The organism is Gammaproteobacteria bacterium (assembly GCA_024235095.1).
Taxonomy (GTDB): Bacteria; Pseudomonadota; Gammaproteobacteria; order Competibacterales; family Competibacteraceae; genus UBA2383.
Genome location: JACKNC010000001.1, coordinates 406,596 through 431,117 on the forward strand (window position 1 = coordinate 406,596; position 24,522 = coordinate 431,117).

General features: G+C 56.8%; 21 protein-coding genes. 20 read left to right on the plus strand and 1 reads right to left on the minus strand.

Annotated elements, in window-relative coordinates; all coding sequences use genetic code 11:
* The first annotated feature begins 10 nt into the window (after positions 1-10).
* The 19 genes from H6973_01670 (at position 11) to H6973_01760 (ending at position 22,088) form a co-directional block, all read left to right on the plus strand.
* Complete coding sequence (locus H6973_01670; GenBank protein MCP5124375.1) at positions 11-949, plus strand: tyrosine-protein kinase family protein; 939 nt, start codon at positions 11-13, stop codon at positions 947-949.
* Positions 950-952: 3 nt separating this feature from the next.
* Complete coding sequence (locus H6973_01675; protein ID MCP5124376.1) at positions 953-2,635, plus strand: TIGR03016 family PEP-CTERM system-associated outer membrane protein; 1,683 nt, start codon at positions 953-955, stop codon at positions 2,633-2,635.
* A gap of 56 nt (positions 2,636-2,691) precedes the next feature.
* The gene (locus H6973_01680) at positions 2,692-3,777 is read left to right on the plus strand and encodes an AAA family ATPase (protein ID MCP5124377.1); all 1,086 of its coding nucleotides are present in this window, start codon (positions 2,692-2,694) and stop codon (positions 3,775-3,777) included.
* A gap of 22 nt (positions 3,778-3,799) precedes the next feature.
* Positions 3,800-4,924 carry a UDP-N-acetylglucosamine 2-epimerase (non-hydrolyzing) gene (gene wecB, locus H6973_01685; GenBank protein ID MCP5124378.1) on the plus strand — a complete coding sequence of 375 codons (1,125 nt, stop codon included), beginning with the start codon at positions 3,800-3,802 and terminating at the stop codon, positions 4,922-4,924.
* A 56-nt stretch (positions 4,925-4,980) separates the two neighbouring features.
* Complete coding sequence (locus H6973_01690; protein MCP5124379.1) at positions 4,981-5,811, plus strand: DUF3473 domain-containing protein; 831 nt, start codon at positions 4,981-4,983, stop codon at positions 5,809-5,811.
* Complete coding sequence (locus H6973_01695) at positions 5,801-6,838, plus strand: FemAB family PEP-CTERM system-associated protein (GenBank protein ID MCP5124380.1); 1,038 nt, start codon at positions 5,801-5,803, stop codon at positions 6,836-6,838. Before H6973_01690 ends, H6973_01695 begins: the two co-directional genes overlap by 11 nt.
* 19 nt (positions 6,839-6,857) lie before the next feature.
* Entirely contained in the window at positions 6,858-8,420 is a 1,563-nt protein-coding gene (xrtA, locus tag H6973_01700) for an exosortase A (protein MCP5124381.1), read from the plus strand.
* Between the two features lie 2 nt (positions 8,421-8,422).
* On the plus strand, positions 8,423-9,574 hold the full coding sequence (locus tag H6973_01705; GenBank protein MCP5124382.1) for a TIGR03088 family PEP-CTERM/XrtA system glycosyltransferase: 1,152 nt from the start codon (positions 8,423-8,425) through the stop codon (positions 9,572-9,574).
* A gap of 31 nt (positions 9,575-9,605) precedes the next feature.
* Positions 9,606-11,528 (plus strand): amidotransferase 1, exosortase A system-associated, encoded by a 1,923-nt coding sequence (locus H6973_01710; GenBank protein MCP5124383.1) that lies wholly within the window; start codon positions 9,606-9,608, stop codon positions 11,526-11,528.
* Between the two features lie 144 nt (positions 11,529-11,672).
* Positions 11,673-12,635, plus strand: a complete 963-nt coding sequence (locus H6973_01715) for a polysaccharide deacetylase family protein (protein MCP5124384.1) — start codon at positions 11,673-11,675, stop codon at positions 12,633-12,635.
* Between the two features lie 81 nt (positions 12,636-12,716).
* On the plus strand, positions 12,717-13,406 hold the full coding sequence (locus H6973_01720; protein MCP5124385.1) for a Uma2 family endonuclease: 690 nt from the start codon (positions 12,717-12,719) through the stop codon (positions 13,404-13,406).
* 43 nt (positions 13,407-13,449) lie between these two features.
* The gene (locus tag H6973_01725; GenBank protein MCP5124386.1) at positions 13,450-14,241 is read left to right on the plus strand and encodes a Uma2 family endonuclease; all 792 of its coding nucleotides are present in this window, start codon (positions 13,450-13,452) and stop codon (positions 14,239-14,241) included.
* Positions 14,242-14,588: 347 nt separating this feature from the next.
* Positions 14,589-14,813: a hypothetical protein gene (locus H6973_01730; GenBank protein ID MCP5124387.1), complete on the plus strand. Its 225-nt coding sequence runs from the start codon at positions 14,589-14,591 to the stop codon at positions 14,811-14,813.
* Complete coding sequence (locus H6973_01735) at positions 14,810-16,141, plus strand: IS66 family transposase (GenBank protein ID MCP5124388.1); 1,332 nt, start codon at positions 14,810-14,812, stop codon at positions 16,139-16,141. Before H6973_01730 ends, H6973_01735 begins: the two co-directional genes overlap by 4 nt.
* Before the next feature lie 441 nt (positions 16,142-16,582).
* Entirely contained in the window at positions 16,583-17,899 is a 1,317-nt protein-coding gene (locus H6973_01740) for a UDP-glucose/GDP-mannose dehydrogenase family protein (protein MCP5124389.1), read from the plus strand.
* Entirely contained in the window at positions 17,896-19,122 is a 1,227-nt protein-coding gene (locus tag H6973_01745) for a glycosyltransferase (protein ID MCP5124390.1), read from the plus strand. The genes H6973_01740 and H6973_01745 overlap by 4 nt, the downstream gene beginning before the upstream one ends.
* 11 nt (positions 19,123-19,133) lie before the next feature.
* The gene (locus H6973_01750; GenBank protein MCP5124391.1) at positions 19,134-20,357 is read left to right on the plus strand and encodes a TIGR03087 family PEP-CTERM/XrtA system glycosyltransferase; all 1,224 of its coding nucleotides are present in this window, start codon (positions 19,134-19,136) and stop codon (positions 20,355-20,357) included.
* Between the two features lie 60 nt (positions 20,358-20,417).
* A complete protein-coding gene (locus H6973_01755) occupies positions 20,418-20,669 on the plus strand; it encodes a hypothetical protein (protein ID MCP5124392.1) in 252 nt (83 codons plus the stop codon).
* 75 nt (positions 20,670-20,744) lie between these two features.
* Positions 20,745-22,088 carry a phenylacetate--CoA ligase family protein gene (locus H6973_01760; protein MCP5124393.1) on the plus strand — a complete coding sequence of 448 codons (1,344 nt, stop codon included), beginning with the start codon at positions 20,745-20,747 and terminating at the stop codon, positions 22,086-22,088.
* 26 nt (positions 22,089-22,114) lie between these two features.
* On the opposite strand, the gene H6973_01765 is transcribed toward H6973_01760, so the two are convergent.
* Entirely contained in the window at positions 22,115-23,386 is a 1,272-nt protein-coding gene (locus tag H6973_01765) for a glycosyltransferase (GenBank protein MCP5124394.1), read from the minus strand.
* Between the two features lie 55 nt (positions 23,387-23,441).
* On the opposite strand from H6973_01765, the gene H6973_01770 reads away from it, so the two are divergent.
* A complete protein-coding gene (locus H6973_01770) occupies positions 23,442-24,263 on the plus strand; it encodes a class I SAM-dependent methyltransferase (protein ID MCP5124395.1) in 822 nt (273 codons plus the stop codon).
* Positions 24,264-24,522 lie beyond the last annotated feature (259 nt).

Here is a 24,522-nt window from a genome sequence, read left to right on the forward strand (position 1 = left end):
ATATAGATTAATGAATATCATTGAAAGGGCGATGCTAGGCCGGTCGCCGCCGCCCAGGGAGGAATTGGCATCCGTTCCGCCAGGCGACTCTCCAGCGCCACGATCAGTGGACCACATCATCGAACGGGCCGCCGTAATCGCGAAACCCGAACCCTCACGGGTCAATCCTCCGAAACGCACCCAGCGTTCAACCGTGCTGGATTTTGATCGTTTGCGCACCATGGGGATGCTGGTGCCCGACGCCCGGCGCAGCCAGATCAAGGAAGAATACCGGCACATTAAACGACCGCTGCTGATGAATGCGGCGGGCAAGGGCGCTACTCTTGCCAAGCACGCCAACCTGATCATGGTGACCAGCTCCCGGCCGGGCGAAGGTAAAACCTTCACGGCCTGCAATCTGGCCCTGAGCATCGCCGCTGAACGCGATCGTACCGTATTGCTGGTCGACGCGGACGTTATTAAACCTTCGTTAGCTAAAACTCTGGGGTTCGAAACCGACCGGGGATTGGTGGATCTGCTGATTGACGCGCAGTTGGAACTGGCGGATGTGCTGGTCGACACCAATGTGCCCTCGCTGACCGTGCTGCCCGCTGGCAGCACTCACCACTTATCCACAGAGCTGCTGGCCAGCGAGAACATGCGCAAGCTGGCGGTAGAAATGAGCAACCGCTACTCCGACCGGATTATTATTTTCGACTCGCCGCCGTTACTGGTGACGACGGAGGCGAGCGTACTGGCGACGTTGGCTGGCCAGATTGTCATGGTGGTGGAGGCGTCGCGCACCCATCAGTCCCAGGTTCAGGAAGCGCTAGCGTTGCTGGATCCCAACCAAATTGTCGGATTCGTCCTCAACAAGGCGCAAAGAGTGCTGGGCGCAGATTATTATGGCTATGGCTATGGCTATGGCTATGGCTATGGCGCCGATCAGCGCGATGACGCTGAAGAGTGATGCATGTTGGCGCTGAACTTGAGAGGGCATTGCCGGCATCTTTCGCCAGGTTTAGTGCTATTAGCGTTTACATTCGTCGGATTATCGGCTAAGGCCCAGGAAGGAGATGGCCGTCCGGTCAACGAGTGGCAAATTACTCCCAGGATCAGCGTTGGAACCACCTTTTCAGATAATATCCGGTTAGCCCCGTCCGACGAAGCGGAAAGCGATCTGGTTTTGCAGGTCGATCCCGGTGTTTCAGTGCGCAAACAGGGAGGCCGACTTGAGCTGCGCTTTGATTACACCGCCCAAGGTTTGCTCTATACCCAGCAAGGCGAAACGAAACTGAATAACAAATTACTGGGTTCCGGAACGGCGGAGCTTTACCAGGATCATCTATTTCTGGATGTCCAGGGTTCGATTTCGCAAGTCCCTAACACGACCGGTGGGCGAGTCGACGCCAGCAATTTAGGGCTGGGTGGCGGATCGGGATCGTCGTTCGCTACCGGTTTGTTTAACAATCTGAACCTGGGCTTGCCGGGGAGCGCTGATCTGTTTAATCCAGTGGGTCTGTTCAGCGATATTGCCTTAACCGGCGATCAGACGACCGCGAGCAGCTTCAGCCTCAGTCCCTATTGGCGACAGAATTTCGGTGGATGGACCGAGGCGCTGTTACGTTATCGCTACAGCACGACCGGATTTAACCAGGATAGTGGCAGCAATAGTCAATCCGGCGCTTCCGATGGCGATATTCAGCGTGTCGAAATGAATCTCAAGAGCGGCCAACGATTCAGCGCGCTGAACTGGAGCCTGGATTATTCCCGTCAGCAACAAGCCCTGCAGGGAAACAGCAACGATAACCCACAGCAGGAGAGTGGCGACAGCACTGAAGAGAGCGTCAAGGGCCGGGCGGACTACCGGCTCAGTCGACGCTGGGCGCTGCTGGCCGAGGCCGGTTATGAGAATAACGATGTCGCTACTTTCCAGAATGATAATCGCAATGGTTCCTATTGGGGATTGGGTGCGATCTGGTATCCAAACCGGTTTTTTTCGCTGATCGGTTTATACGGACCAGATGTTAACGAAATTGCTGCCCGCTGGACGCCTTCACCCCGACTGAATTTCGAGATTAGCCGCCGCGACCAGGCGGTGGGCGTCAGTCCTGGAGTGCATTGGAATGGATCAATGGATTATCGTAGTCGCTATGGCCGCTGGTCAACCAAGTACACTGAGGAAGTGACCAGCACTCAGCAGTTGTTGAGTAACCCAGTCACGCTGGATGATCAGGGTCAGATCATTGTCGTTGACAGCCCTTTTGGATTGACCGATCAGCAGTTTTTGCAAAAGCGTTTCGAGACCGAATATACCTATCAGCGCGGGCGCAATGGCTGGACGCTGAAAGCGTTCAGCGAAGACCGTCAAGGCGAAGACGATGCCGCTTCGGAAACCGCCTATGGTCTTGGCGGGCTTTGGACCTGGCGATTTGCGTCGCGCACGGCGTCGTTTCTGGGAACCGGCTGGGAACATGACGAATCAGGCGACAACCAGCAGAATGATTATTGGGTGTCGGTGATCGGCCTAGCCCGGGTATTTACTCCGGACTCGGGTGGACTTATTAGTTATCGTTATTATCAGAATGATGCTGAATCCAGCGATCAGGGATTTCGCGAAAACCGACTCAATGTCCGTTTCAGCACGAAATTTTGAACCAGGGCATGCGACTCTGCGCCCCTGCTCCTACAAATATCGATTAACAAGACTCTATGTATATTGATTACTACGGTTTCAGCGCCAAACCCTTCCAGTTGAGTCCGGACCCGAAATTCTTCTTCGGCAGTAGTGGGCATAGCCGGGCGCTGGCCTATTTGCGCTACGGTTTGAGTCAGGGCGAAGGCTTTATCGTCGTCACTGGCGGTATTGGCGCTGGTAAAACCACGTTGGTGAAAAACCTGTTCAGCGAACTTGATTCCCGACAGGTGGTTGCCGCGCAACTGGTGACTACCCAGTTGGAGGCAGACGATCTGTTGCGCACCGTGGTGGCTTCCTTTGGTCTGCCCTACGAAGACGCCAACAAGGCGATTCTGCTCCGGCGTTTTGAAAATTTCCTGCGTGACCATGCCGAGCATGGCCGGCGAGTGTTGCTGGTGGTGGATGAAGCGCAGAACCTGCCGATTCGTTCCCTTGAGGAGTTGCGGATGCTCTCCAACTTTCAAGTCGCCGAACGTCCGTTATTGCAGAGTTTTTTGCTGGGACAGGAAGAATTTCGCTTTACGCTGCAAGATCCCGGCATGGAGCAGCTTCGCCAGCGCGTGATTGCCTCCTGTCATCTGACTCCGCTTAGTCAGGATGAAATTGGTCCCTATATCGAACATCGTTTGCACATCGTAGGCTGGCAGGGTCTTATGCCGCGCTTCAGCGAGGACGCCTACACGACAATCTATCAGTACACGCAAGGTATCCCGCGTCGGGTCAATGTGTTTTGCGATCGCTTGCTGCTCTACGGGTTTCTTGAGGAGATTCAGGAGTTTTCCCATGAATCGATCACTGCAGTAGGCAATGAACTGGCGCAGGACGAACAAAGGGCCGGCGCCCGGGGACAGACCAGTGGCAGTGGTCCGCTGCTGCGCATCGGTCACATCATGGAGCAACGCCTGCTGGAACTGGAAGAAACCGTGGAAACGCTTCTGCGGCATCCCGAATGGCAGGATGCGCAAATAGAACGCATGGAGCGGCGGTTGATGCTTTTGGAGCCGACGGTCCGCCAACTCCAGCGGCAGTTAACCAACCTGACACAGCAAGTCAGCGAACATGATCCAGCGGATGAAACTCCGCCCGAAGAGCACCTTTAATTTTCTAATCTTTGGCCATTTCATGACTGCTACATCTTCCAAAATTCTCTGCGTAGTGGGCGCTCGCCCCAACTTCATGAAGATTGCGCCCATCATGGCGGCGCTGCGTCAAACCTCGGGGCTGGATGCGCGGCTGGTGCATACTGGCCAGCATTATGATGTGGAGATGAATCAACGCTTTTTCGAGCAGTTGGGCATCCCAAATCCAGACATTGATCTGGAAGTCGGTTCCGCTAGTCATGCGGTGCAGACCGCTGAGATTATGAAGCGTTTTGAACCGGTGGTGGATGCCGAGCAACCCGCGGCGGTGCTGGTGGTGGGCGATGTGAACTCGACCATTGCTTGTGCGCTGGTCGCGGCGAAGAAAGGGATCAAAGTCGTGCATGTCGAGGCGGGGCTGCGCAGTTTTGACCGGGCCATGCCGGAGGAAATCAACCGGGTTCTGACCGATCAGATTTCCGATTTGCTGTTCACCACGGAGCGGGAAGCGTTGACCAACCTGACCCGGGAAGGCGTCGACCCGACCCGAGTGCAGTTCGTCGGCAATGTTATGATTGACACCTTGCGGTCTTGTTTACCACGCGCCGTTTCTCCGGAACAGACATTGGCGACCGCTCCGGATCCGGCGGTGTTTCTGAACAATCCGAACGGTTATGGGATTTTGACTCTGCACCGACCGAGCAATGTCGATGATCCCATCATTCTGGAACGCCTGCTGAACGTCTTAGGTGAAATCAGCGCTGATCTGCCGTTGGCCTTTCCCATTCATCCCCGCACCCGGGCCATGATCGACAAGGCTGGCTTGAGCGCGCGACTGGATAGTCCGCATTTTTGTTGTCTCCCGCCGCTGGGCTATCTGGAAATGCTGGGCTTGATGCAGGGGGCGCGGCTGGCCTTAACCGATTCCGGGGGGGTGCAAGAGGAGACGACTGCTTTGGGCGTCCCTTGCCTGACCCTGCGCGAGAATACGGAACGACCGGTGACGGTGACTGAGGGGACCAATACGATCGTTGGCGCCGATCCCAAGCGCATTCGCCAGGCGGCGCAGGAGGTGCTGACAAGCGGCGGCAAGGCGGGGCGGATTCCCGAGTATTGGGATGGGTGTGCGACGGAACGGATTGCTGCGAAGTTAGCGAAATGGCTGTGACGCCCCTCACCCCCAACTCTCCCACGGAGCGAGGGGAGCGTTTGCGGGTAAACGCTATGACCGTGGATGTGGAGGACTATTTCCAGGTCTCGGCGTTTGAGCCGTATATCCGCCGTGAGCAGTGGGATCAACTGCCTTGCCGGGTTGAGCGCAATACCTGCCGGATTCTGGATTTGTTTGCGGAACAGAGCGTTAAGGCGACCTTTTTCACCTTGGGCTGGATAGCGGAGCGATATCCGCAACTGGTGCGCCGCATGGTTGCCGAGGGTCACGAACTAGCCAGCCACGGGTACGACCATACCCGCGCAACTCAGCAAACGTCAGCCGTTTTTCGCGAGGACGTGACTCGCACCAAGGCGTTGCTGGAGGATGTGGGCGGCGTAGCGGTTCAGGGTTATCGGGCCGCCAGTTACTCCATCGGGGCCGGTAATCTGTGGGCGCTGGCGGAACTGGAACAGGCCGGCTATCGCTACAGTTCAAGTATTTATCCCATTCGCCATGATTTGTACGGAATGCCAGAAGCGCCGCGCTTCGCCTTTCAGCCGGATAACGCGCCGGCGTTGCTGGAAGTCCCAGTGACCACGGTGACGGTATTTGGCAAAACCCTGCCCTGTGGCGGCGGCGGCTGGTTCCGGCTCTGGCCCTATCCGTTGTCGCGCTGGGCCTTGCGGCGAGTGAATCAGCAGGATGGACAATCGGGCATCTTTTACTTCCATCCCTGGGAGATCGACCCGGAACAGCCGCGCCAGCCGGGCGTTAATTTCAAAACCCGCTTACGGCATTATCTGAACTTGAGTCGCATGGAGGGACGCTTGCAGGCGTTGTTGCGCGATTTTCATTGGGATCGGATGGATCAGGTGTTTTTGCGAGAGAGATATGAACGATAGCAATTTGCAGATTCATCATCTCGATGCAATAAACGCGGTGCGCTGGGATGCGTTCGTTGATGCTTGCCCGGAAGCGACGTTCTTTCATCGGGCGGGTTGGGCGGAGGTGCTGCACCAAGCGTTTGGCCATAAGGCTCACTTTCTCTATGCCGAGGCAGATGGAGCGATTCAGGGGATACTGCCGCTGGGTCATATCCGCAGCTTGTTGTTCGGCAATGCGTTAATTTCTACGCCATTCTGCGTATTGGGCGGCGCGGTGGGCGATGAGGCTGCATGTGCGGCTCTGGAAAAGGCGGCGATTGAATGTGCGCAATCCTTGCGCGTCGATCATCTGGAATTGCGCCATGCCCAACCGCGCCATCCCGACTGGCCGGCCAAGCGGGAACTCTATGTCAATTTCCGAAAGACTATTGATCCTGACCCGGAAGTTAATATGAAAGCCATTCCCCGTAAGCAACGGGCGATGGTGCGCAAGGGGATTGAAGTCGGTTTGCAAGGTGAAATTGACGCTAGCGTGGAGCGGCTGTATCTGGCTTATTCGGAGAGTGTGCGCAATCTTGGTACCCCGGTGTTCTCTCGTCGGTATTTTGAGACGCTGAAATCGGTATTCGGGCCGGATTGCGAGGTGCTGACCGTGACCCATCAGGGACAAACCGTGGCCAGCGTGATGAGCTTTTATTTCCGTGATGAAGTGTTGCCTTACTACGGCGGCGGCACGACGCTGGCCCGTGATCTCAAGGGTAACGACTTCATGTACTGGGATCTGATGCGCCGGGCCTGCGAACGCGGAGTGCGCGTATTCGATTACGGGCGCAGCAAGGTCGGCACCGGTTCTTACAGCTTCAAGAAAAACTGGGGATTCATTCCTGAACTGCTGCACTATGAATTCCAGTTGGTGAAGGCGACGAAGCTCCCTGACGTTAATCCCCTCAATCCCAAATACCGGCTGTTCATTGACGCCTGGAAACAACTGCCCTTGCCGGTCAGTCGCTGGCTGGGTCCCTTCCTGGCGCGCAGCCTGGGGTAAAGCGAGAGTCGTTGCGTATATGGAAAAAATCGCAGTCTCTCCGACTTGGCGCACCGCACTACCAGCGCTAATTATCGCGCTGCTGGCGATCATGGGGCTGTACTGGCCTACGGTAGCAGTAATGGCAACGAAATGGTGGCATTACGAAACGTATGCGCACGGGATGTTGGTCGCGCCCATTGTTCTGTACATGATCTGGACCCGGCGCGATGAACTGGCGGCATTGCAACCGCATGGCGCGATATTGGGCTTGGCTTTGGTGCTGCTGATCAGCCTCGGTTGGCTGGTTGCCGATGCTGCGCAAGTTGCCGTCGTGCAACATTTTGCGGTCGTCGGGATCATTCAGGCGACTGTTTACGCGCTGCTCGGTGGTCAAGTCGCCTGGGCTATGGCGTTTCCCTTGGCCTATCTCCTGTTCGCCGTGCCGGTGGGCGAGGCGCTGATTCCACCCATGCAGCAGATCACTGCCTGGTTCACGGTTGAAGGCTTGCGCCTGACCGGAATTCCGGTGTTATGGGAAGGGCTGTACATCATGATTCCCTCCGGCAATTTCGAGATTGCCGAAGCCTGTAGCGGCCTGCGTTATCTCATTGCTTCGGTTGCTCTGGGATTTCTCTATGCTTATCTGACCTATCGCAGTATCTGGCGGCGACTGGCGTTCATCGCGTTGTCAGTGATCGTGCCAATCATCGCGAATGGTATCCGTGCTTACGGTATCGTGATGATTGCCCATCTGAGCGATATGAAATACGCGACCGGCATAGATCACCTCATCTACGGCTGGTTTTTCTTCGGCTTGGTGGTGCTAATGATGTTCTGGATCGGTTCGTTCTGGCGGGAAGCGCAAGAAGACAGAGCGCAGGAACTCAAGGACAGGGATCAGGAGGCCAGCAGTCAGTCGACAGGGAGCCTGGAATCCAAAGGCTGGAGACTAAAGACTAGCGTCGGGTGGACTGTGGCGGTGATCCTTGCGACAGCAGTTGGTCCCTTGTGGGCGATGTGGACTGATCGCGAGGGTTTGGCTATTGCGCCGATTGTGTTGCAAGCGCCCCAGGCGGTAGCCCCCTGGCAGGGACCGGAAACGGATACGGGAACCTGGGAGCCGCAATTCAGCGGCGCGGATGTGATCGTCCGCAGCCAGTATCGGCTGAATACCCAGACCGTGCGCCTCTACATCGCTTATTACCGGCAACAGCGCCCGGACGCCAAGCTGGTCAGCAGTCAGAACAATTTGTACGATCGCAAGCGTTGGCGTTATCTGGGCAGCGCGGGCCAGGCGCACATCCAGGCAGGCGATGTCGAATGGCCATTGCAAGCGACACACCTGACCGATGGATTGCGCAAGCGGCTGGTATGGAGCGGTTATTGGGAAGGCGGACGGATGGTGGTTTCCCCCTATCTGGCCAAGGTGTGGGAAGCTTGGGACCGCCTGAGCGGCGCCCGGCGCGGCGCGGCCCTGCTCGCTGTGGCGGCAGATTACGATATTCAACCGGATGAAGCCGAGACTGTCTTGCGGCAATTTCTGCAAGCCATGCAACCGGGTATCGCGGCGGCGCTGGCTGGCGTCAGCGGCGAAAACTAACAATGGCGGACAACCCACTGCCTTTGGTGGCGCACATCATTTTCCGGCTGGATTATGGCGGCCTGGAAAACGGGCTGGTTAACCTGATCAATCGAATACCGCCAGAGCGCTACCGCCACGCGATCATCTGCCTGACCGATTACAACCCGGAGTTTCGTCGCCGCATCCAGCAACCGGATGTTGCAGTGTTCGCCCTGCATAAACGCGAAGGGCATGATCTCGGGTTATACCGGCGCTGCTGGTCATTGTTGCGTCGCTTGCGCCCGGCGATTGCGCATACGCGCAATCTGGCGGCCCTGGAAATGCAGTTACCCGCATGGCTGGCGGGTGTGCGAGCGCGGGTGCATGGCGAACATGGCTGGGATCGTGATCCGGCGCTGATGCACCCTCGCCATCATCGCCTGCGGCGCTGGCTGCGCCCCTTGGTCAGTCACTACATCGCGCTATCGGGTGAAATTGCCAGTTATCTGGAAACGCGGGTTGGCGTAACGCCAGAACAGGTTAGCCGGATTATCAACGGCGTGGATAGTGTGCGTTTTCACCCCGGCGCTGACCGGTCGTTGTTACCGGCGGGATTTACATTGCCGGAAACGTCGGTGATCGGTACGGTCGGACGGCTGGAGAAAGTCAAGGATCAGCTCAATCTGGCGCAGGCGTTTATTCAGTTAGCGCAAAAGGTTCCCAATGCCCGGCAACGCTTGCGACTGGTGATCATTGGCGAGGGTTCACTGCGAGTCGGGATTGAAAGCCTGTTGAATGAGGCGGGACTGCGGGACTTGGCCTGGTTGCCGGGCGCGCGGGATGATGTGTCCGAGATGTTGCGCAGCTTCGATCTCTTTGTGCTGCCCTCTCAGGCCGAGGGGATTTCCAATACGATTCTGGAGGCGATGGCTTGTGGGTTGCCTGTCGTGGCAACCGAAGTGGGCGGTAATGCCGAGCTGGTGGTTGCCGGGAAGACCGGGCGGCTGATTCCGGCCAGTGATCCGGAGGCGCTGGCGTTGGCTATTCGGGAATATATGGATGACCCTGGACGGATGCTTGCCCACGGCGCAGCGGGTCGACAACGGATTGAGGAACGGTTCAGTATGGAGACGATGGTGGATGCTTATCTAAAGGTTTACGACAACGTATTAAAAACTCCTCTCTCCCCTTGAAGACGAGGAGTTGGGGGAAAGAGGGAAAACCATGTGCGGTATTACCGGTATTTTCGACACACGCGGTCGCTGCGAGATCAACCGCGATCTTCTGCATTGCATGAACGAGTCTCAGCATCACCGGGGACCGGATGAGGGCGGTTTGCACGTTGAACCTGGCGTGGGTCTTGGTCATCGGCGATTATCGATTATCGACCTTTCCACCGGTCAGCAACCGTTGTTTAATGAAGATGGCTCGGTGGTCGTGGTCTTCAACGGCGAGATTTATAACTTCCAGGAACTGGTTCCGGAACTGGAAGCCCTGGGGCACGTCTTCCACACGCGCAGCGATACCGAGGTCATCGTTCACGCCTGGGAAGCCTGGGGCGAGTCCTGCGTGGAGCGCTTTCGCGGCATGTTCGCCTTCGCCCTGTGGGATCGTAATCAGCAAACCCTGTTTCTGGCTCGCGACCGGCTGGGCGTGAAACCGCTGTTCTACGCCCTGCTCCCGGAGGGGCAATTGCTCTTCGGTTCCGAACTCAAGTCGTTAATGGCGCATCCCGGATTAGGGCAGGAGATCGATCCCTGCGCGGTCGAGGAATACTTTGCCCTAGGCTATGTCGCCGAACCCCGCACCATTTTTACCGGCGCTAAAAAGCTGCCGCCGGCGCATACGCTGGCGGTTCGCCGGGGGCAACCGTTACCGGAACCGCGCGAATACTGGGAGGCGCAATTCACCCTGAACCAGCAGTTAACGGCGGCGGAAGCAAGCGAGGAACTGGTTGCTCGTCTAAAGGAATCGGTGCGCCTGCGCCTGATTTCGGAAGTGCCGCTCGGCGCGTTTCTGTCCGGCGGCGTCGATTCCAGCGCCGTGGTGGCGATGATGGCTGACCTATCCAGTGAACCGGTCAATACCTGTTCCATCGCCTTCACCGACCCAGCTTTTAATGAGGCGCAATTCGCCCAACAGGTCGCGGATCGCTATCGAACCCAGCATTTCGTCGATACCGTTGAGAGCGATGATTTCGACCTGATTGACACCCTGGCCTGGTTGTACGATGAACCTTATGCGGACAGCTCGGCGATTCCCACCTATCGGGTGTGCCAGTTGGCGCGCAAGCATGTGACCGTGGCGCTGTCCGGCGATGGCGGCGACGAAAGTTTCGGCGGTTACCGGCGTTATCGGTTGCATTTGATGGAAGAGCGGATGCGATCACTATTGCCCTTGGGCATTCGCCAACCGCTGTTTGGTTTATTGGGACGGCTTTATCCCAAGGCTGATTGGGCGCCCCGGGTCTTCCGGGCCAAGACCACCTTTCAGGCGCTGGCGAAGGATTCGGTGCAGGCCTATTTTCATTCAGTGTCGATCCTGCGTGACGAGATGCGCCAACAGTTGTTTTCCGACTCATTTAAAGCGCAACTCGGCGGCTATGACGCTCTGGAGGTGTTTCGTCGTCATGCGCGTCGCGTTGAGACCGACGATCCGCTGGCGCTGATTCAGTATCTGGATCTGAAAACCTATCTGGTCGGCGACATTAACACCAAGGTTGATCGGGCCAGCATGGCGCATTCGCTGGAGGTGCGCGAGCCGTTGATGGATCATCCGCTGGTGGAGTGGCTGGCCGCCCTGCCGTCTGCGCTGAAAATGGGTCAGAGGGAAAGCAAGTATCTGCTGAAGAAAGCGATGGAGCCGCATTTGCCGCACGAGATCATGTATCGCCCGAAAATGGGGTTTGCTGTGCCTTTGATCCGCTGGTTCCGAGGTCCGTTGAGGCAGCGGGTGCGCGATGCGCTGACCGGAGAACGGTTGTTGCGTACGGGGTTGTTCAATGCGAATTATCTGCGCCATCTAGTGGAAGCGCATGAATCCGGGCGGCGGGATTACAGCGCGCCGATTTGGACTACGCTAATGTTCGAGGCGTTCCTGCGACAGATGGATGATAATAAGCGGGTCGTCAATCAGTCCGTCCTATAAGCATAGCTATGGGGCAGCACTGCGCTTTTGCCTGATCTACGGTGTAGATTCCTCTGGGTATCAAGCCTGATGACAATGTTGTATAAAAACTCCGCTCTCCTGGTGAGAACGGATGGAGTTTTAGGAAAACATGACCTTACGCTTATGACATTCCGCACCGCCTTTACTCTAGTTTCGCCGGCAGGCCCCCGCGCCGGTCTGTCCATCCTGATTTTTCATCGGGTGCTGCCGGAACCGGATCCGCTATTTCCCGGCGAGATAGATGCGGCGCGGTTTGATCTGCTCCTGGGTTGGTTGCAGGAGTGGTTCCGAGTGCTACCGCTGGCGGAAGCGATGGAGCGGTTGCGGCAAGGCGAGTTGCCAACACGAGCAGCAGCGATCACCTTTGACGATGGCTATGCCGATAATCATGCGGTGGCGTTGCCAATTTTGCAGCGACATGGCTTGTCGGCGACCTTCTTTATCGCCGTGGGCTTTCTGGACGGCGGGCGAATGTTTAACGATACGGTCATTGAAACAGTGCGCCGTTGTGGGCAACCGGTGCTGGATTTGACCCCGCTGGATCTGGGACGCCATGATGTAAGTTCCCTAGCGGCGAAACGGCAGGTCATTCCGGCGTTGTTGGACCGGATCAAGTATCTGCCGTTCACGCAACGCCTGGAGACGATCGGGGCGCTGGCGGAAATCGCCCAGGTCACGTTGCCGGACGATTTGATGATGACCCGGCAACAGGTGACAGCGCTGCATGGGGCGGGAATGGGCATTGGCGCGCACACCGTGCATCATCCGATTCTGGCGCGATTGGAAAACCGTGAAGCGGAGCGGGAAATCGCGGACAGTCGGGACGATTTGCAGGCGCTGCTGGGTGAACCGGTCACGCTGTTCGCGTATCCGAATGGCAAGCCGGAGACCGATTATCGTCGTGAGCATGTCGAGATGGTGCGGCAGCTGGGCTTCCGGGCGGCGGTGTCGACGGCTTGGGGCGTGGCGCATCGGGACAGCGACAGGTTCCAACTGCCGCGCTTTACGCCCTGGGAGCGGCCGCGCTGGCGATTTGGCTTGAGCCTGTTGCGGAATTATGGACGGGGGTTGGCGGTCTTGGGTTGAGGAACTGGAAACTTGCTCGGATAATCGCAGCCCACGGCAACACCCTGGGCATTCAACGGGATTTTCAATGGAGACCTGGCCATGGCCTTTACCGCGCAACAACTAGCTGAGCGGATGCCGGATTTCCGTGAATTGCTTAGCGATGAACCGGAAATGGAAAGTACGCAGCATTATCAGCAACTGGCGTTGCTGGTCAGTCATCTGGAGTGGCGCTGGCAGGAGCGGCAAGATTTTTTCATCGGCGCCAATCTGACGGTGTATTACACGGACGAGCAATTGCAACACCGGCTGTTTCGCGGGCCGGATTTCTTTCTAGTGCAGGGGGACGTAGCGCGCGCGCCGCGCAATTCCTGGGTGGTGTGGGCGGAAGGCGGCCGTTACCCGGATTTGATTATCGAATTGTTGTCAGATGCGACGGCGGCGGTGGATCGAACTGACAAGAAGAGTCTGTACCAGAATATTTTCCGCACCCGGGAGTATTTCTGGTATTCCCCAAAGACCGGAGAGTTCGCGGGATTTCGGCTGGACCGCCGCCAGCGGTATGAACCGATTGCAGCGAATGCGCAGGGGTGGCGCTGGAGCGATGAATTGGGGTTGTATCTGGGGGTGAAGGACGGTTGGCTCCGGTATTTTGAGCCAGATGGCGCCTTGGTGCTGGGGCCGGAGGAAACGGCGCGGCAAGCGCAGCAATGCGCCGAGCAGGAACGCCAGCGCGCCGAGCGTTTGGCGCAACGCTTGCGGGCGCTGGGGATTGATCCGGACCGCGAATAATTCCTCCGCGCGGCGATCCAACACTGATTTGGAGCTCAACATCATGAGTACAGCCCTTCTCGTCCATCCGCGTCCAGTCGATCTGCCGGAACCCTACGACGGCATGCCGGTTTCCGAGGCCGATTATTGGGAATTTTATTACCTCGGCCATGACGTTACTTATGAATGGAACAATGGGATTCTGGAGGAAAAGGGCGTGTCGGATTACCAAACGTTCCAGGTTTACGATTGGTTCATTCAGTTGTTGACCGAGTTCCTCCATGCGCATCCCATCGCGGATCGAGTCGGGTTGGAAATGGGTTTCCGCCTGACTTTATCGAACAAAACAGCGATTCGTCGCCCGGATTATGGCGTGGTATTGCATAATAATTCGGTTCCGCTGACCGGACCGGCGCAAAGCTACCGGGGGATTTTCGATGTGTGCATCGAGGGAGTTTCCACATCCAGTAAGGCCAAGCAGGAACGGGATACCGTGGTTAAAAAAGGTGAATACGCGGCGGGTGGCGTGGTGGAATATTATCTGTTGCACCATTCCCCTAAACTCCGGCAATTCTACCGCTTGAATGCGCAAGGCGTTTATGAACCCCTGCCAGTTGCGCCGGGTGGGATTATTCGTTCCACGGTGCTGCCGGGTTTTCAGTGGCGGGTGAATGATCTGGATCGGCAACCGTCGCTGGAAACCCTGGTGGACGACCCGGTGTATCAAGGCTATGTGCGGTTGCCGTATCAACAGGAACGCCAGCGCGCCGAGCAGGAACGCCAGCGCGCCGAGCGCCTCGCTGCCCGGTTGCGCGCATTGGGCATTGATCCTGATGTGGAATCGGATCAAGAGTAAGGAAAATTAATGGCATCGACGAACCTGCATGATCGGGATTTCCATGCCTGGATGGTCCAGCAGACGGCGCTGCCCATTTGCGCTGAGCAATTGCTCAACGAAGAATATTGGCCTGAATAGAGATGAAATTGGACTGATGCGTATGCGTAGTTGTGTACTATTATGTATCACTACAGAGGGTTTTAAGTGGTTAATCATAATTCAGAGTCATCGACTCTTGGCCTCTCGGTTGTTATCCCCGTTGTAAGGGTTCAGCCCTCCCTTTCTTTGGGTTGGGCACCGTGGGACACTGGAGGCTGATTTGCGCCTCTCTTGACCGACCCGATTGACCGTGTTTTGATCCGTCCATGCGCCTGAGTGATTATAGTCTTCGACAGATTGACGCTGCCTACCCCCAGTCTTTAGATCGGGAGGGATTGCGTTATTTGTCGTCCCAGTTGCTCGCGGATCTGCACGAGGCGCGGGAACGGTTGGATCAAGGGCCGACGAACAGTTCGCGTCCGCCGAGTAGTCGAGCGCCGTGGGAACGCGGTGATCGGGGGACCCAGCGCATGATGACGGGGTACCGGTGACAGAAACTGAGAATGCCGCACCCTCGACTGAAGCCTTAGCAGCGGCGGTGAACGCCCCGGACGGGACACCGGCGCGCAAGCCCGGGAAGCAACCGGGCGTCCCCGGTTTTGGACGGCCCCAGATTCTGCCTGCCCCTCACACGCAATCGCATTATCCGGCGATATGCGCGGGGTGTGGCCAGTCCCTGATCAACGGGGGGAACGCGGTGGCCTACACCGGCTTTCAATCCATCGATTTGCGCGAGGGTGAACCGGACGCTTTGGGCTTGCAGGTCGACGTGACGGATCATCGCGATTATGAAGTCACCTGCGCGTGTGGACACCACACCCGGGTCACACCCGGCCAAGGGGCCGTGGATGCGGCGCTGACCCACGTCACCCTGAACGAATGGCGGCGGGTCGGCCCCGGGTTGGGCGCACTGATCGTGGCGCTGCGCCTGCGCTTCCGGATGGCGCGCCCGCGCCTTCAAAAATTTCTGCATGATTGGCTGGGGATCGACCTGAGTATTGGAACGATCCATCAAGCCACCCAGGAAGCCGGTGCGGCGGTCCTGCCGGTGGAAGCCGAGCCGATCGCCGCCGTGCAAGCCAGTGGTCCACTCCTTGTGGACGAAACGCTGTGGCTCGAAGGTCGCCACACGGCCTGGTTGTGGGTGTTCACAGCCGCCACGGTGACCCTCTACGCCATCGCCGGTCGGGGTCGGGCGATTCTGGACACGGTGTTGGCCGGCTTTAACGGGTGGTTGATGAGCGATGGGTGGTGCGCCTATCGGCATTTCGAGCCGCGGTTGCGGTGCTGGGCGCATCTCCTGCGCAAGGCGCAGGGGTTGATCGACAGTTACGGTCAGGAGACCTGCGCGTTTGGCCGCCACGTGCTCGACTTGTTGAAAGTCCTGATGGCGGCAGTGTACGCCACCCGGGAAGGATCACCTACCGACGACTTGCCGACCCGGTATGCCGAGGACTTGGCCTGCCTGCGGATGACCTGCGAACCCCTCAAAGACCACACCCATGCGAAGACTCGGGCGTTAGCGGTGGAGTTACTGAATGACTGGGACGCGATCTTCCAGGTCTTGCATCATCCTGAGTTACCGCTCACCAACAACGAGGCCGAGCGTGCGCTCCGTCACTGGGCGATTCTTCGTAAGATCAGCCGCGGCACCCGCACACCCACCGGTTCGCGCACCTTCACCGTACTGGCCAGCGTCATGACGACCTGCCGACAGAGGGGCCATTCCCCGTCGCCCGATCGCCGCGCCGCCATCGCCGATCGCCGCGCCGGACGCCCCTTGGCCTCTCTACCCACTCCCGTTATGCAGGGGGTGTGAACGGTTACGGTAATGTGTACACAACGCCCACATGTACTATATCCTGCTGCAAGAGAATGACAACAAAGGCGCCAACCGACAGGTCAATTTGCCTAAATACGTGATCCTGGACACAGAGACCCTCTCGTGGGGAGCAAGAGAGCCTATTCGTGATATTAATCAGGTGCCATCATGTTGGGTTCAGACTGAGATATTGAAGCCATCAGAATTCGGGCTTGACTGGCAGATTTTAAAAGCTTTGCAGATATCAGGATATTTATTGCCAACGACAGCAAAAGAGAAAATAACCAGGAGCTTAGATAATTTAACTTAGCCGAAGCCTGCTTACGTTTATGTGGTTCCTGAAGGTGAATGTGTTTCGGATACACGCCTAAAAACCACATTAGAGAAGCGATAGCAATTGTTTCGAGTCAAACATCGCGTTAACCAAGGAACATCCCAATGAAAATCGCAATATTTGGTATGGGCTACGTCGGCGCAGTATCCGCTGCTTGTCTGGCCCGTGATGGCCACGATGTAGTCGGCGTCGATCTTGATCAAAACAAGCTTGATCTCTTGCGTAGTGGTCGTTCACCGATTGTGGAGGAAGGTATCCAGGAACTCACTCATCAAGTGGTCAAAGCTGGCCGATTGACGGTCACGGAGAATGTACAAGAGGCTATCGCCCGCACTGATCTATCCTTTGTCTGTGTTGGAACGCCCTCCAAGCCCAACGGCAGTCAGGATTTAAAAGCCATCGAACGGGTGGCGGCTCAGATCGGCGAGGCGCTCGCGCCGGTCGATAACTATCACGTTGTGGTGGTGCGGTCCACGATAAAACCGGGTACGGTTGAGAAACGGGTGAAACCGATTCTGGAGGAACATTCCGGTAAACAGGTAGGCAAACATTTCGGTCTGGGTTTCCAGCCTGAGTTCCTACGCGAAGGCTCTTCCATCAAAGACTATGACCACCCACCGTTCACGGTGGTCGGCGCTGACTCGGAGCGCTCGCTGGCCCAGGTGCGGCCGGTGTTCGAGCACCTGCCCTGTGAATTCATCGGCACCAACATCGGCACCGCAGAAATGCTCAAATATGCCTGCAATGCGTTTCATGCCCTCAAGATCGTATTTGCCAACGAAATTGGGCGGTTATCCCAAGCGATGGAGGTTGACGCCCGCGAGGTTATGCGCTTGGCGACTCTCGACCGGCATCTGAACATCTCTCCTGCTTATCTGCGCCCCGGCTTCGCCTTCGGTGGTTCCTGCCTGCCCAAGGATCTGCGCGCGTTGCTGTACATGGCCAAGGAACAGGATTTGGACTTGCCCATGCTGAGCGGCGTGATACCCAGCAACCAGCGTCAGATTGAACACGCGGTAGAATATGTGTTAGGCAGCGGCAAGCGACGCATTGGCCTGATCGGTTTGAGCTTCAAGAGCGGCACCGACGATTTGCGCGAAAGTCCCCTGGTGGTCATGGCTGAGCGACTGATCGGCAAGGGTCTGCAACTCAAGGTTCACGATCCCAACGTGCAGCTTTCCCACCTGATTGGCGCTAACCGCCGTTACATCGAGGAAACCATCCCGCATATTGCGTCGCTGATGGTCGAGAGTTGCGACGAACTCATTGAACAGTCGGAACTGATGGTGTTGGGTCTGAGCGATGCCGATTTAATGGAGCGTCTCGTGACGCGCGCCAAGCCGGAACAGATCGTGCTGGATTTAGTCAATCTGTCCTATCGCGAGCGGTTGTTGGCCCAGTACCGGGGGATTTGCTGGTGAGCGAACGCCCTCACCTGCTCTTCGTTTCTCCACGCTTTCTATTTCCCACTGATCAGGGCGGCAAGATTCGCACCACGCAAATCCTGCGGGGTATGAAAGGTGGGCGCTTTGAAATCATTCTGGTTTCGCCAGCCTCGATTGGGGCGGAACAGCGGTTCGCCGCCGAGTTACAACAAGTTTGTGATCGCTTTGTCTCCTGGCCATCCGTGGATGACGGGCGGTTTTTTCGGTCGCTGCGTCTGCGGCATCTCGTTTCGCGCTTGCCGGTATCGATCGCAGCGGATTATTCGACGGCTGGCGCTGCGGTTATCCACGCTGAATTGGCGCAGTCACCTACGGTGGCAGTATTCGATTTCCTGCATTCAATGGTCATGGCGCCGGACACTTTGCCGTGCGCATCGGTCTTGTTCACCCATAACGTGGAAGCAGAAATTTTCAACCGCCATGCCCAAGTTGCCGCGAATCGGTTGAAAAAAGCACTGTGGCGCTCCCAGTTCCGCAAAATGAATGCATTCGAGCAGGCAGTGATTCCGCGTTTCGATACCGTCGTGGCCGTGTCGGAGCGGGACGCAGGGGCGTTTGCCCGAATAGACGGCGCGCGTAATATAGAAGTCATCGGCACGGGCGTTGATCTGGAATTCTTTACCTATACACCGCCTGGCGATCAGGAGCGCGTGGTATTCACTGGCGCTATGGACTGGCTGGCCAACATCGATGGCATTGAGTTTTTCATGCAGGAGGTCTGGCCGCAAGTGGCGGAACAGCGCCCGCGAGCGTCGATGACCATCGTTGGGCGCAACCCTTCTCCTGCTTTGATAGAGCGCGCCAAGAGTCGGGGACTGCCATGGCAATTCACCGGCTTCGTCGACGATATCCGGCCCCATATACAGGGCGCGGCGGCGTATGTGGTGCCGCTCCGGGTGGGCGGCGGCACCCGCATTAAGGTGTACGAAGCCATGGCCACGGGTATCCCGGTGGTGTCGACGGGTCTGGGTGTTGAGGGGTTGCCCCTGCTTGCGGACCAGCACTATTTACATGGCGACACCCCGAAGGCGCTGGCCGATGCAATAATACAACTGTTGGAAAACCCGGACTTACGCCAGCGGCTTGCCTTTCAGGCTCGGCATTATATCGAAGAGAACTTTTCCTCTAATGCCATCGCTCGCCAGTTCGAGGATATTTGCTGGCGCACGACGTTTCCAACCGATGATTCTGCAAAGTAATAAGCCCGCTGATGCATAATCTGCTGTTTTTGGTCCACCGCATTCCCTTTCCGCCCAACAAGGGCGACAAGGTGCGTTCCTTTCATCTGCTGCGCCATCTCGCCCAGCATTACCGGGTTTGGTTGGGAACCTTTATAGATGACCCGGATGATTGGCGACATGTCGACGAGGTGCGGCGCTTCTGTGCCGATGTCTATTGCGCGCCGCTGGAGCCGCGTCGCGCCAGGCTGTGGAGTCTGCGTGGTCTGACGACCGGCGAGCCGTTGACCCTGCCCTATTATCGTCATGCTGGCCTGCAAGCCTGGGTCGATCGCGTGGTTACAGAACAACGGATTGAACGAGCGCTGATGTTTTCCTCGGCAATGGCGCAATATGTGCGCTATTCTCCGCATGATCGCTTGCGGCGAGTGATGGATTTCGTCGATGTCGATTCCGCCAAGTGGGCGCAATATGCGGACGGCAAACCGTGGCCCCTGAGCTGGATTTACCGCCGCGAAAGTCAGCGGTTGTTAGCGTTCGAGCGATCCGTGGCGCGGGAATTCGCCGCCAGCGTGTTCGTGACTGAGGATGAAGCTGCGTTGTTCCGCCGCCTGGCCCCGGACGTTCCCGCTGAACGGGTGATCGCCGTGGCGAATGGCGTAGATACTGACTACTTTAATCCTGATCGAGAATGCCTGAATCCCTACTCGATGGACGAGCGAGTGCTGGTGTTCACCGGGGCCATGGATTACTGGGCGAATGTCGATGCGGTGGATGGGTTTGCCCGAGCGGCGTTTCCTGAAATCCATCGCGCCACGCCGGAGAGCCGGTTTTACATCGTCGGGGCGCGGCCTACGGCGGCGGTGCAGGAGTTGGCGACGTTACCTGGCGTTTGCGTGACCGGAACGGTGCCGGATGTGCGGCCTTATATCACCCATGCCGAGTTTTCGGTCGCGCCGCTGCGCATTGCCCGTGGAGTGCAAAACAAGGTGCTGGAAGCAATGGCGATGGGTAAACCGGTGCTAGCGACATCGGCGGCGATGGAGGGCATTGGGTCATCGTCACTCCCCTTTGAAAAAGGGGAGCCGGGGGGGATTTTGGTCGCCGATGATCCCACAGAGCTGGCGCAACAGGCGCTGGCGCTGCTGGCGGACCCGGCGGGAGCACAACAAGAGGGGTACAGGAATCGCGAGTGGGTGCTGCACCATTATGATTGGGATCGCAACCTGAGCCGGATGTTATCGCTGCTGGAGTGATCGTTATGACGATTAACGATGTCCCTGATAGTGTTTGCAGCGATCTACGGAGTGAACCAAATGACTGACCTGAGCAATATTGAAAGCCTGGTGCTGGAGCATCTGCGCGCCATTCGCAGCAAGCAGACTGATCACGATGAGCGGTTTGACCGGCTTGAATCCCGGCTGTCGAGTCTGGAATTGACGGTTGCGGGTATGCGCCGGGATTTGGCGCACATGTATGGCGATATTGTTGAGCAACATGTTCACCATGATCAACCCAATACACGCATTGAAAGACTTGAAAGGCGTCTGGATCTGCGGGAGGGTTAGGCGATCTGAAGGATTAACCATGACGTTTGCTTTCCGGCGCATAATCGGATCAAAGCATTGTTAGGAAATGATTTTATGAGCGAATGGTTGGCGCGCAATCTATTTTTGCCTCTGCATGAACGCCTGCGGGGCCGTTCGACGCTAGTTTGTTACCGGTCGCTGCGGCGCACGGAAAAACTGGATCGCACCGGTCTCCGAGCGCATCAGGATGATAAGCTGCTGACTTTGCTACGTCATTGCTGGAAAGATGTCCCTTTTTATCGGGCGCGCTTTGCGGCACTGGGTATCAAGGATGTCTCGGACATCAGCCTTGACCTGTTTCGGCGATTGCCGCCGGTGGAACGCCTTGATGTGCGCGAGAGCGTCGAAGAGATGGTGGCGCGCGGCTTCAAAGGCCAACTTATTCGTCACACCACCGGTGGTTCCACGGGTCAGCCGCTAGTGTTCTATACGGATTTGGAGAAGGAGTCTTGGCACAACGCAGCCAAGCTGCGCGGCCGGGCCTGGTTCGGGGTGGCGCCGGGCAGCCGGCAGGTGGATTTCTGGGGTTCGCCCGTGGAACTTTCCAAGCTTGACGCGACCCGCCGCTTCAAGGATCGCTGGTTCCTGAATCATATTGTGTTGTCAGCGTTCGATCTGACCGATGAGGGGCTGGCGCGAGATGCCGAGGTATTGCGCCGGTTTCAGCCCCGACTGGTGTACGGCTATCCTACGGTGCTCTATCATGTGGCGCTGTTCATGGAGCGTCGGCTGGAATTATTTGGCGATTGGCGTCCGCAACTGGTGACCTGCACCTCCGAGGTCATGTATCCGAACCAGCGATACAAGATGGCTGAGGTCTTTGGTTGTCCTATTGGTGACGAGTATGGTTCGCGGGATGGCGGCCATTTGGCTCACGAATGCCCGGCGGGCGGGTTGCACATCGCTGCCGAGCATGTGTTGTTGGAGGTCGATCAGCCCAATGAGGAGGGAGTTGGGGAATTGCTGGTCACTAATCTGGATGGTTTCGGCATGCCCTTGTTGCGCTATCGAGTGGGCGATCGGGTGAAGTTGCTGAATGAGCCGTGCCCGTGTGGCATGACGCTACCCACTTTGGGGCAGATCGCCGGGCGCACCAGCGACTTTATTGTGGGCCGGGACGGTGCGCCCATCCATAGCGCGGCTCTGCGGTATGTGCTACGCGAATTGTCGGACCTGAAACAATTCAAGATCATTCAACGTCAGGATCTGTCGCTGGACGTGTTGCTGGTGCGTGATCCGCCGTACCCGGAGAAGAAGTTGCAGGAAATACGGGGTAAGATGCACCGTACATTGCGAATGGAGGTGCCGGTGCGTTTTTCTTTCCCGGAAAATATTCCGCCAGGTAAGTCTGGTAAATATGTGACTTTGGTATCCGAAGCACAACAACTCTGTCAATGAATCAGTGCGCCCAAATGCAAACTGACTCAACGCAGGCTGGTATGGATACGGCAAAATTCCTGCACCAGTGCGGGAATACGGGTCTCCCAGGAATTTTCCCGTCCATGGGCGATAATTGCTTCCCGGTCCCAGGAGGAACGCCCCAGCGCAGTCATGATCGCTTCACGCAGGGTTCCCCAATCGCCATAGGGTACAATGATGCCAAGTTCCGGTTTACCGACCACTTCACGGTTGCCACCCACATCCGTCGTCACTACGGGCAAGCCACACGCGCAGGCTTCCAGGAACACATTAGCCCAACCTTCCATCTGCGTGGCCAGTACAAAGAGATCGCCAGATGAGTAGACGAAGCGCAGGCGTTCCGGGGAAACGGGTCCTAAGAAATGGACACGGTCGTTTAGGCCGATATTTTTAGCCAGAATTTTTAGGCGTTCTTCCCAGTTTCCTTCTGGCCCTGGCCCGCCAGCAATGACGTAATGCAGATTTGGAAAGCGGTCGAGCAGCTTTGGCATGAGGGCGATGACATGATGATAACCTTTGCGCTCGAATAATCCACCTACGGAGATCATCACTAGTGCGTCTTGGGGAATACCGAGCAAGTATCGGCATTCAATTCGATCTTCCCGGTGGAATTTGCCATAATCAACGCCATTGGCGATGACTTGTATTTGTTCCGGGTCGATACCGATGGTATGGATAGCCATTTGGCGCAACGATTCGGATACCGAAAATACCCGGTTTGCGGTGCGCAGCGCCCGCTTAGTCAGCCATTGGCATATCCATGGACGTAAGATGTACGCGCCGCGTAAGGTTGCTGTAAACGGTTGAGTACCGCGTAGGGTTATGGTGAAAGGTTGGCCGAGCCACTTGGCTAGCAACCAGGCTGCAACGCCGTCCGGGTAGCCGAAATGGCTGTCGATGAGTTCGAAACGGAACTTGCGGCGCAAGCGCAGCAGGGTGGGCAGCGAACCCAGTGCTTCAAAGAAAGAATCGGTGAATTTCAAAAGCCCAGGGATTGACAGAAAACGTGGGTGGTACACTTCAATTCCTTGTTGCGCTTCATAGTACGGCACATCAGGCCGAAATCCGGGGCGTAAGCATCGTAACCAGCGCTGTAATGGGAACCACGGTACTGGCGCTACGACGACCAGCGGCAGATGTTGGGCTACTCGGAACATGCGTTCACGCACGAAGGTGCCATAGGTCGGTTGCGCTGAGTTCGGGAAAACGCGAGTGTAAACTAATAGACGAGGGAAGCTATCGGGCCTTATGGTAGCGGATATGTTTCGTTCGTTCATGTAGCAAGGTTCCCGTAGATTTTAATGGTAAGCAGGTACATGGGGAATAACATAAATGACTGGGAAAATGAAGCGTGATACTGAAAAATGGGATTATAGCTCTGATCCGAACTTCTACCGCTATTATGAAGAGCAAAGCTTATCCTCGGCTACACTTGAAAGGCTTGCAACAATCCGGGATAAGATACTCGACTTTCTTGGGAATAGTGGTAAATCGTCCGCAAGTGTGCTGGATGTCGCTGATATCGGTTGCGGCGCGGGAACCCAGTGCCGGATATGGGCCGAACGAGGTTATAACGTTTTTGGCGTCGATATCAATGAGCCGCTGATTGAGTTAGCGCGCCGCCGCACCCACGAGTCTGGGCTTGCTATCCGCTTTGAAATCGGCTCTGCAACGCAGTTGCCCTTCCAGGATGAATCAATGGATGTTTGCTTGTTGCCAGAGTTACTGGAGCATGTTGAGGATTGGCAAGGGTGTTTATGTGAAGCTTCCCGGATATTAAAGCCGGGTGGCGTGTTGTATTTGAGTACTACGAATGTTCTTTGCCCGAAGCAGGAGGAGTTCAATCTGCCCCTGTATAGCTGGTACCCTAGCTTTCTCAAGCACAGGTATGAGCGATTGGCGACGACTACGAGACCGGAATTAGCGAATTATGCTCGGTATCCGGCGGTTCATTGGTTTAGCTTTTATGGACTTTCTTCTTTCTTGGCTGGGCATAAAATTCATTCTTATGATCGCTTCGATATTCTGAATACTGATAAGATGGGAATCGTGCTGCGTCTTTCTATCTCAATGGTCCGTGCGCTCCCACCATTACGCTTTGTAGGACACATCTTCACGCCTTACACCGCGATATTTGGGGTGAAGAATGCTTAGAAGCCGGACCTATCCATGCGGAATGGATATACCACCGATATGGGTTTTTCTAACTAACGGGGCGCGAGCTGAGCGGAATCGGTCTAATACCGGAGAGCGCATAGGCGCTTGCAGGTGATTAGGCCGATTACCGCTCCAGCGAGTTGATAGGCGGAGCGCGCAGCGCGACACCTGCAACTCGCGTCGAGCGAAGCTCGGCTCGCGCCCCGATAAGCGGAGCGCGAAGCGCTCCGCTTATCAAGTGTGTAGTGCTTCATAC

Excerpts from the sequence above, each read along its gene's own strand:
- wecB (MCP5124378.1), top strand. The coding sequence starts at position 3,800 with ATGACTGCTACATCTTCCAAAATTCTCTGCGTAGTGGGCGCTCGCCCC.
- H6973_01770 (MCP5124395.1), top strand. The coding sequence starts at position 23,442 with ATGACTGGGAAAATGAAGCGTGATACTGAAAAATGGGATTATAGCTCT.
- H6973_01670 (MCP5124375.1), top strand. The coding sequence starts at position 11 with ATGAATATCATTGAAAGGGCGATGCTAGGCCGGTCGCCGCCGCCCAGG.
- H6973_01705 (MCP5124382.1), top strand. The coding sequence starts at position 8,423 with ATGGCGGACAACCCACTGCCTTTGGTGGCGCACATCATTTTCCGGCTG.
- H6973_01690 (MCP5124379.1), top strand. The coding sequence starts at position 4,981 with ATGACCGTGGATGTGGAGGACTATTTCCAGGTCTCGGCGTTTGAGCCG.
- xrtA (MCP5124381.1), top strand. The coding sequence starts at position 6,858 with ATGGAAAAAATCGCAGTCTCTCCGACTTGGCGCACCGCACTACCAGCG.
- H6973_01680 (MCP5124377.1), top strand. The coding sequence starts at position 2,692 with ATGTATATTGATTACTACGGTTTCAGCGCCAAACCCTTCCAGTTGAGT.
- H6973_01720 (MCP5124385.1), top strand. The coding sequence starts at position 12,717 with ATGGCCTTTACCGCGCAACAACTAGCTGAGCGGATGCCGGATTTCCGT.
- H6973_01750 (MCP5124391.1), top strand. The coding sequence starts at position 19,134 with ATGCATAATCTGCTGTTTTTGGTCCACCGCATTCCCTTTCCGCCCAAC.
- H6973_01715 (MCP5124384.1), top strand. The coding sequence starts at position 11,673 with ATGACATTCCGCACCGCCTTTACTCTAGTTTCGCCGGCAGGCCCCCGC.
- H6973_01765 (MCP5124394.1), bottom strand. The coding sequence starts at position 23,386 with ATGAACGAACGAAACATATCCGCTACCATAAGGCCCGATAGCTTCCCT.
- H6973_01730 (MCP5124387.1), top strand. The coding sequence starts at position 14,589 with ATGCGCCTGAGTGATTATAGTCTTCGACAGATTGACGCTGCCTACCCC.
- H6973_01675 (MCP5124376.1), top strand. The coding sequence starts at position 953 with ATGTTGGCGCTGAACTTGAGAGGGCATTGCCGGCATCTTTCGCCAGGT.
- H6973_01710 (MCP5124383.1), top strand. The coding sequence starts at position 9,606 with ATGTGCGGTATTACCGGTATTTTCGACACACGCGGTCGCTGCGAGATC.
- H6973_01740 (MCP5124389.1), top strand. The coding sequence starts at position 16,583 with ATGAAAATCGCAATATTTGGTATGGGCTACGTCGGCGCAGTATCCGCT.
- H6973_01755 (MCP5124392.1), top strand. The coding sequence starts at position 20,418 with ATGACTGACCTGAGCAATATTGAAAGCCTGGTGCTGGAGCATCTGCGC.
- H6973_01695 (MCP5124380.1), top strand. The coding sequence starts at position 5,801 with ATGAACGATAGCAATTTGCAGATTCATCATCTCGATGCAATAAACGCG.
- H6973_01760 (MCP5124393.1), top strand. The coding sequence starts at position 20,745 with ATGAGCGAATGGTTGGCGCGCAATCTATTTTTGCCTCTGCATGAACGC.
- H6973_01725 (MCP5124386.1), top strand. The coding sequence starts at position 13,450 with ATGAGTACAGCCCTTCTCGTCCATCCGCGTCCAGTCGATCTGCCGGAA.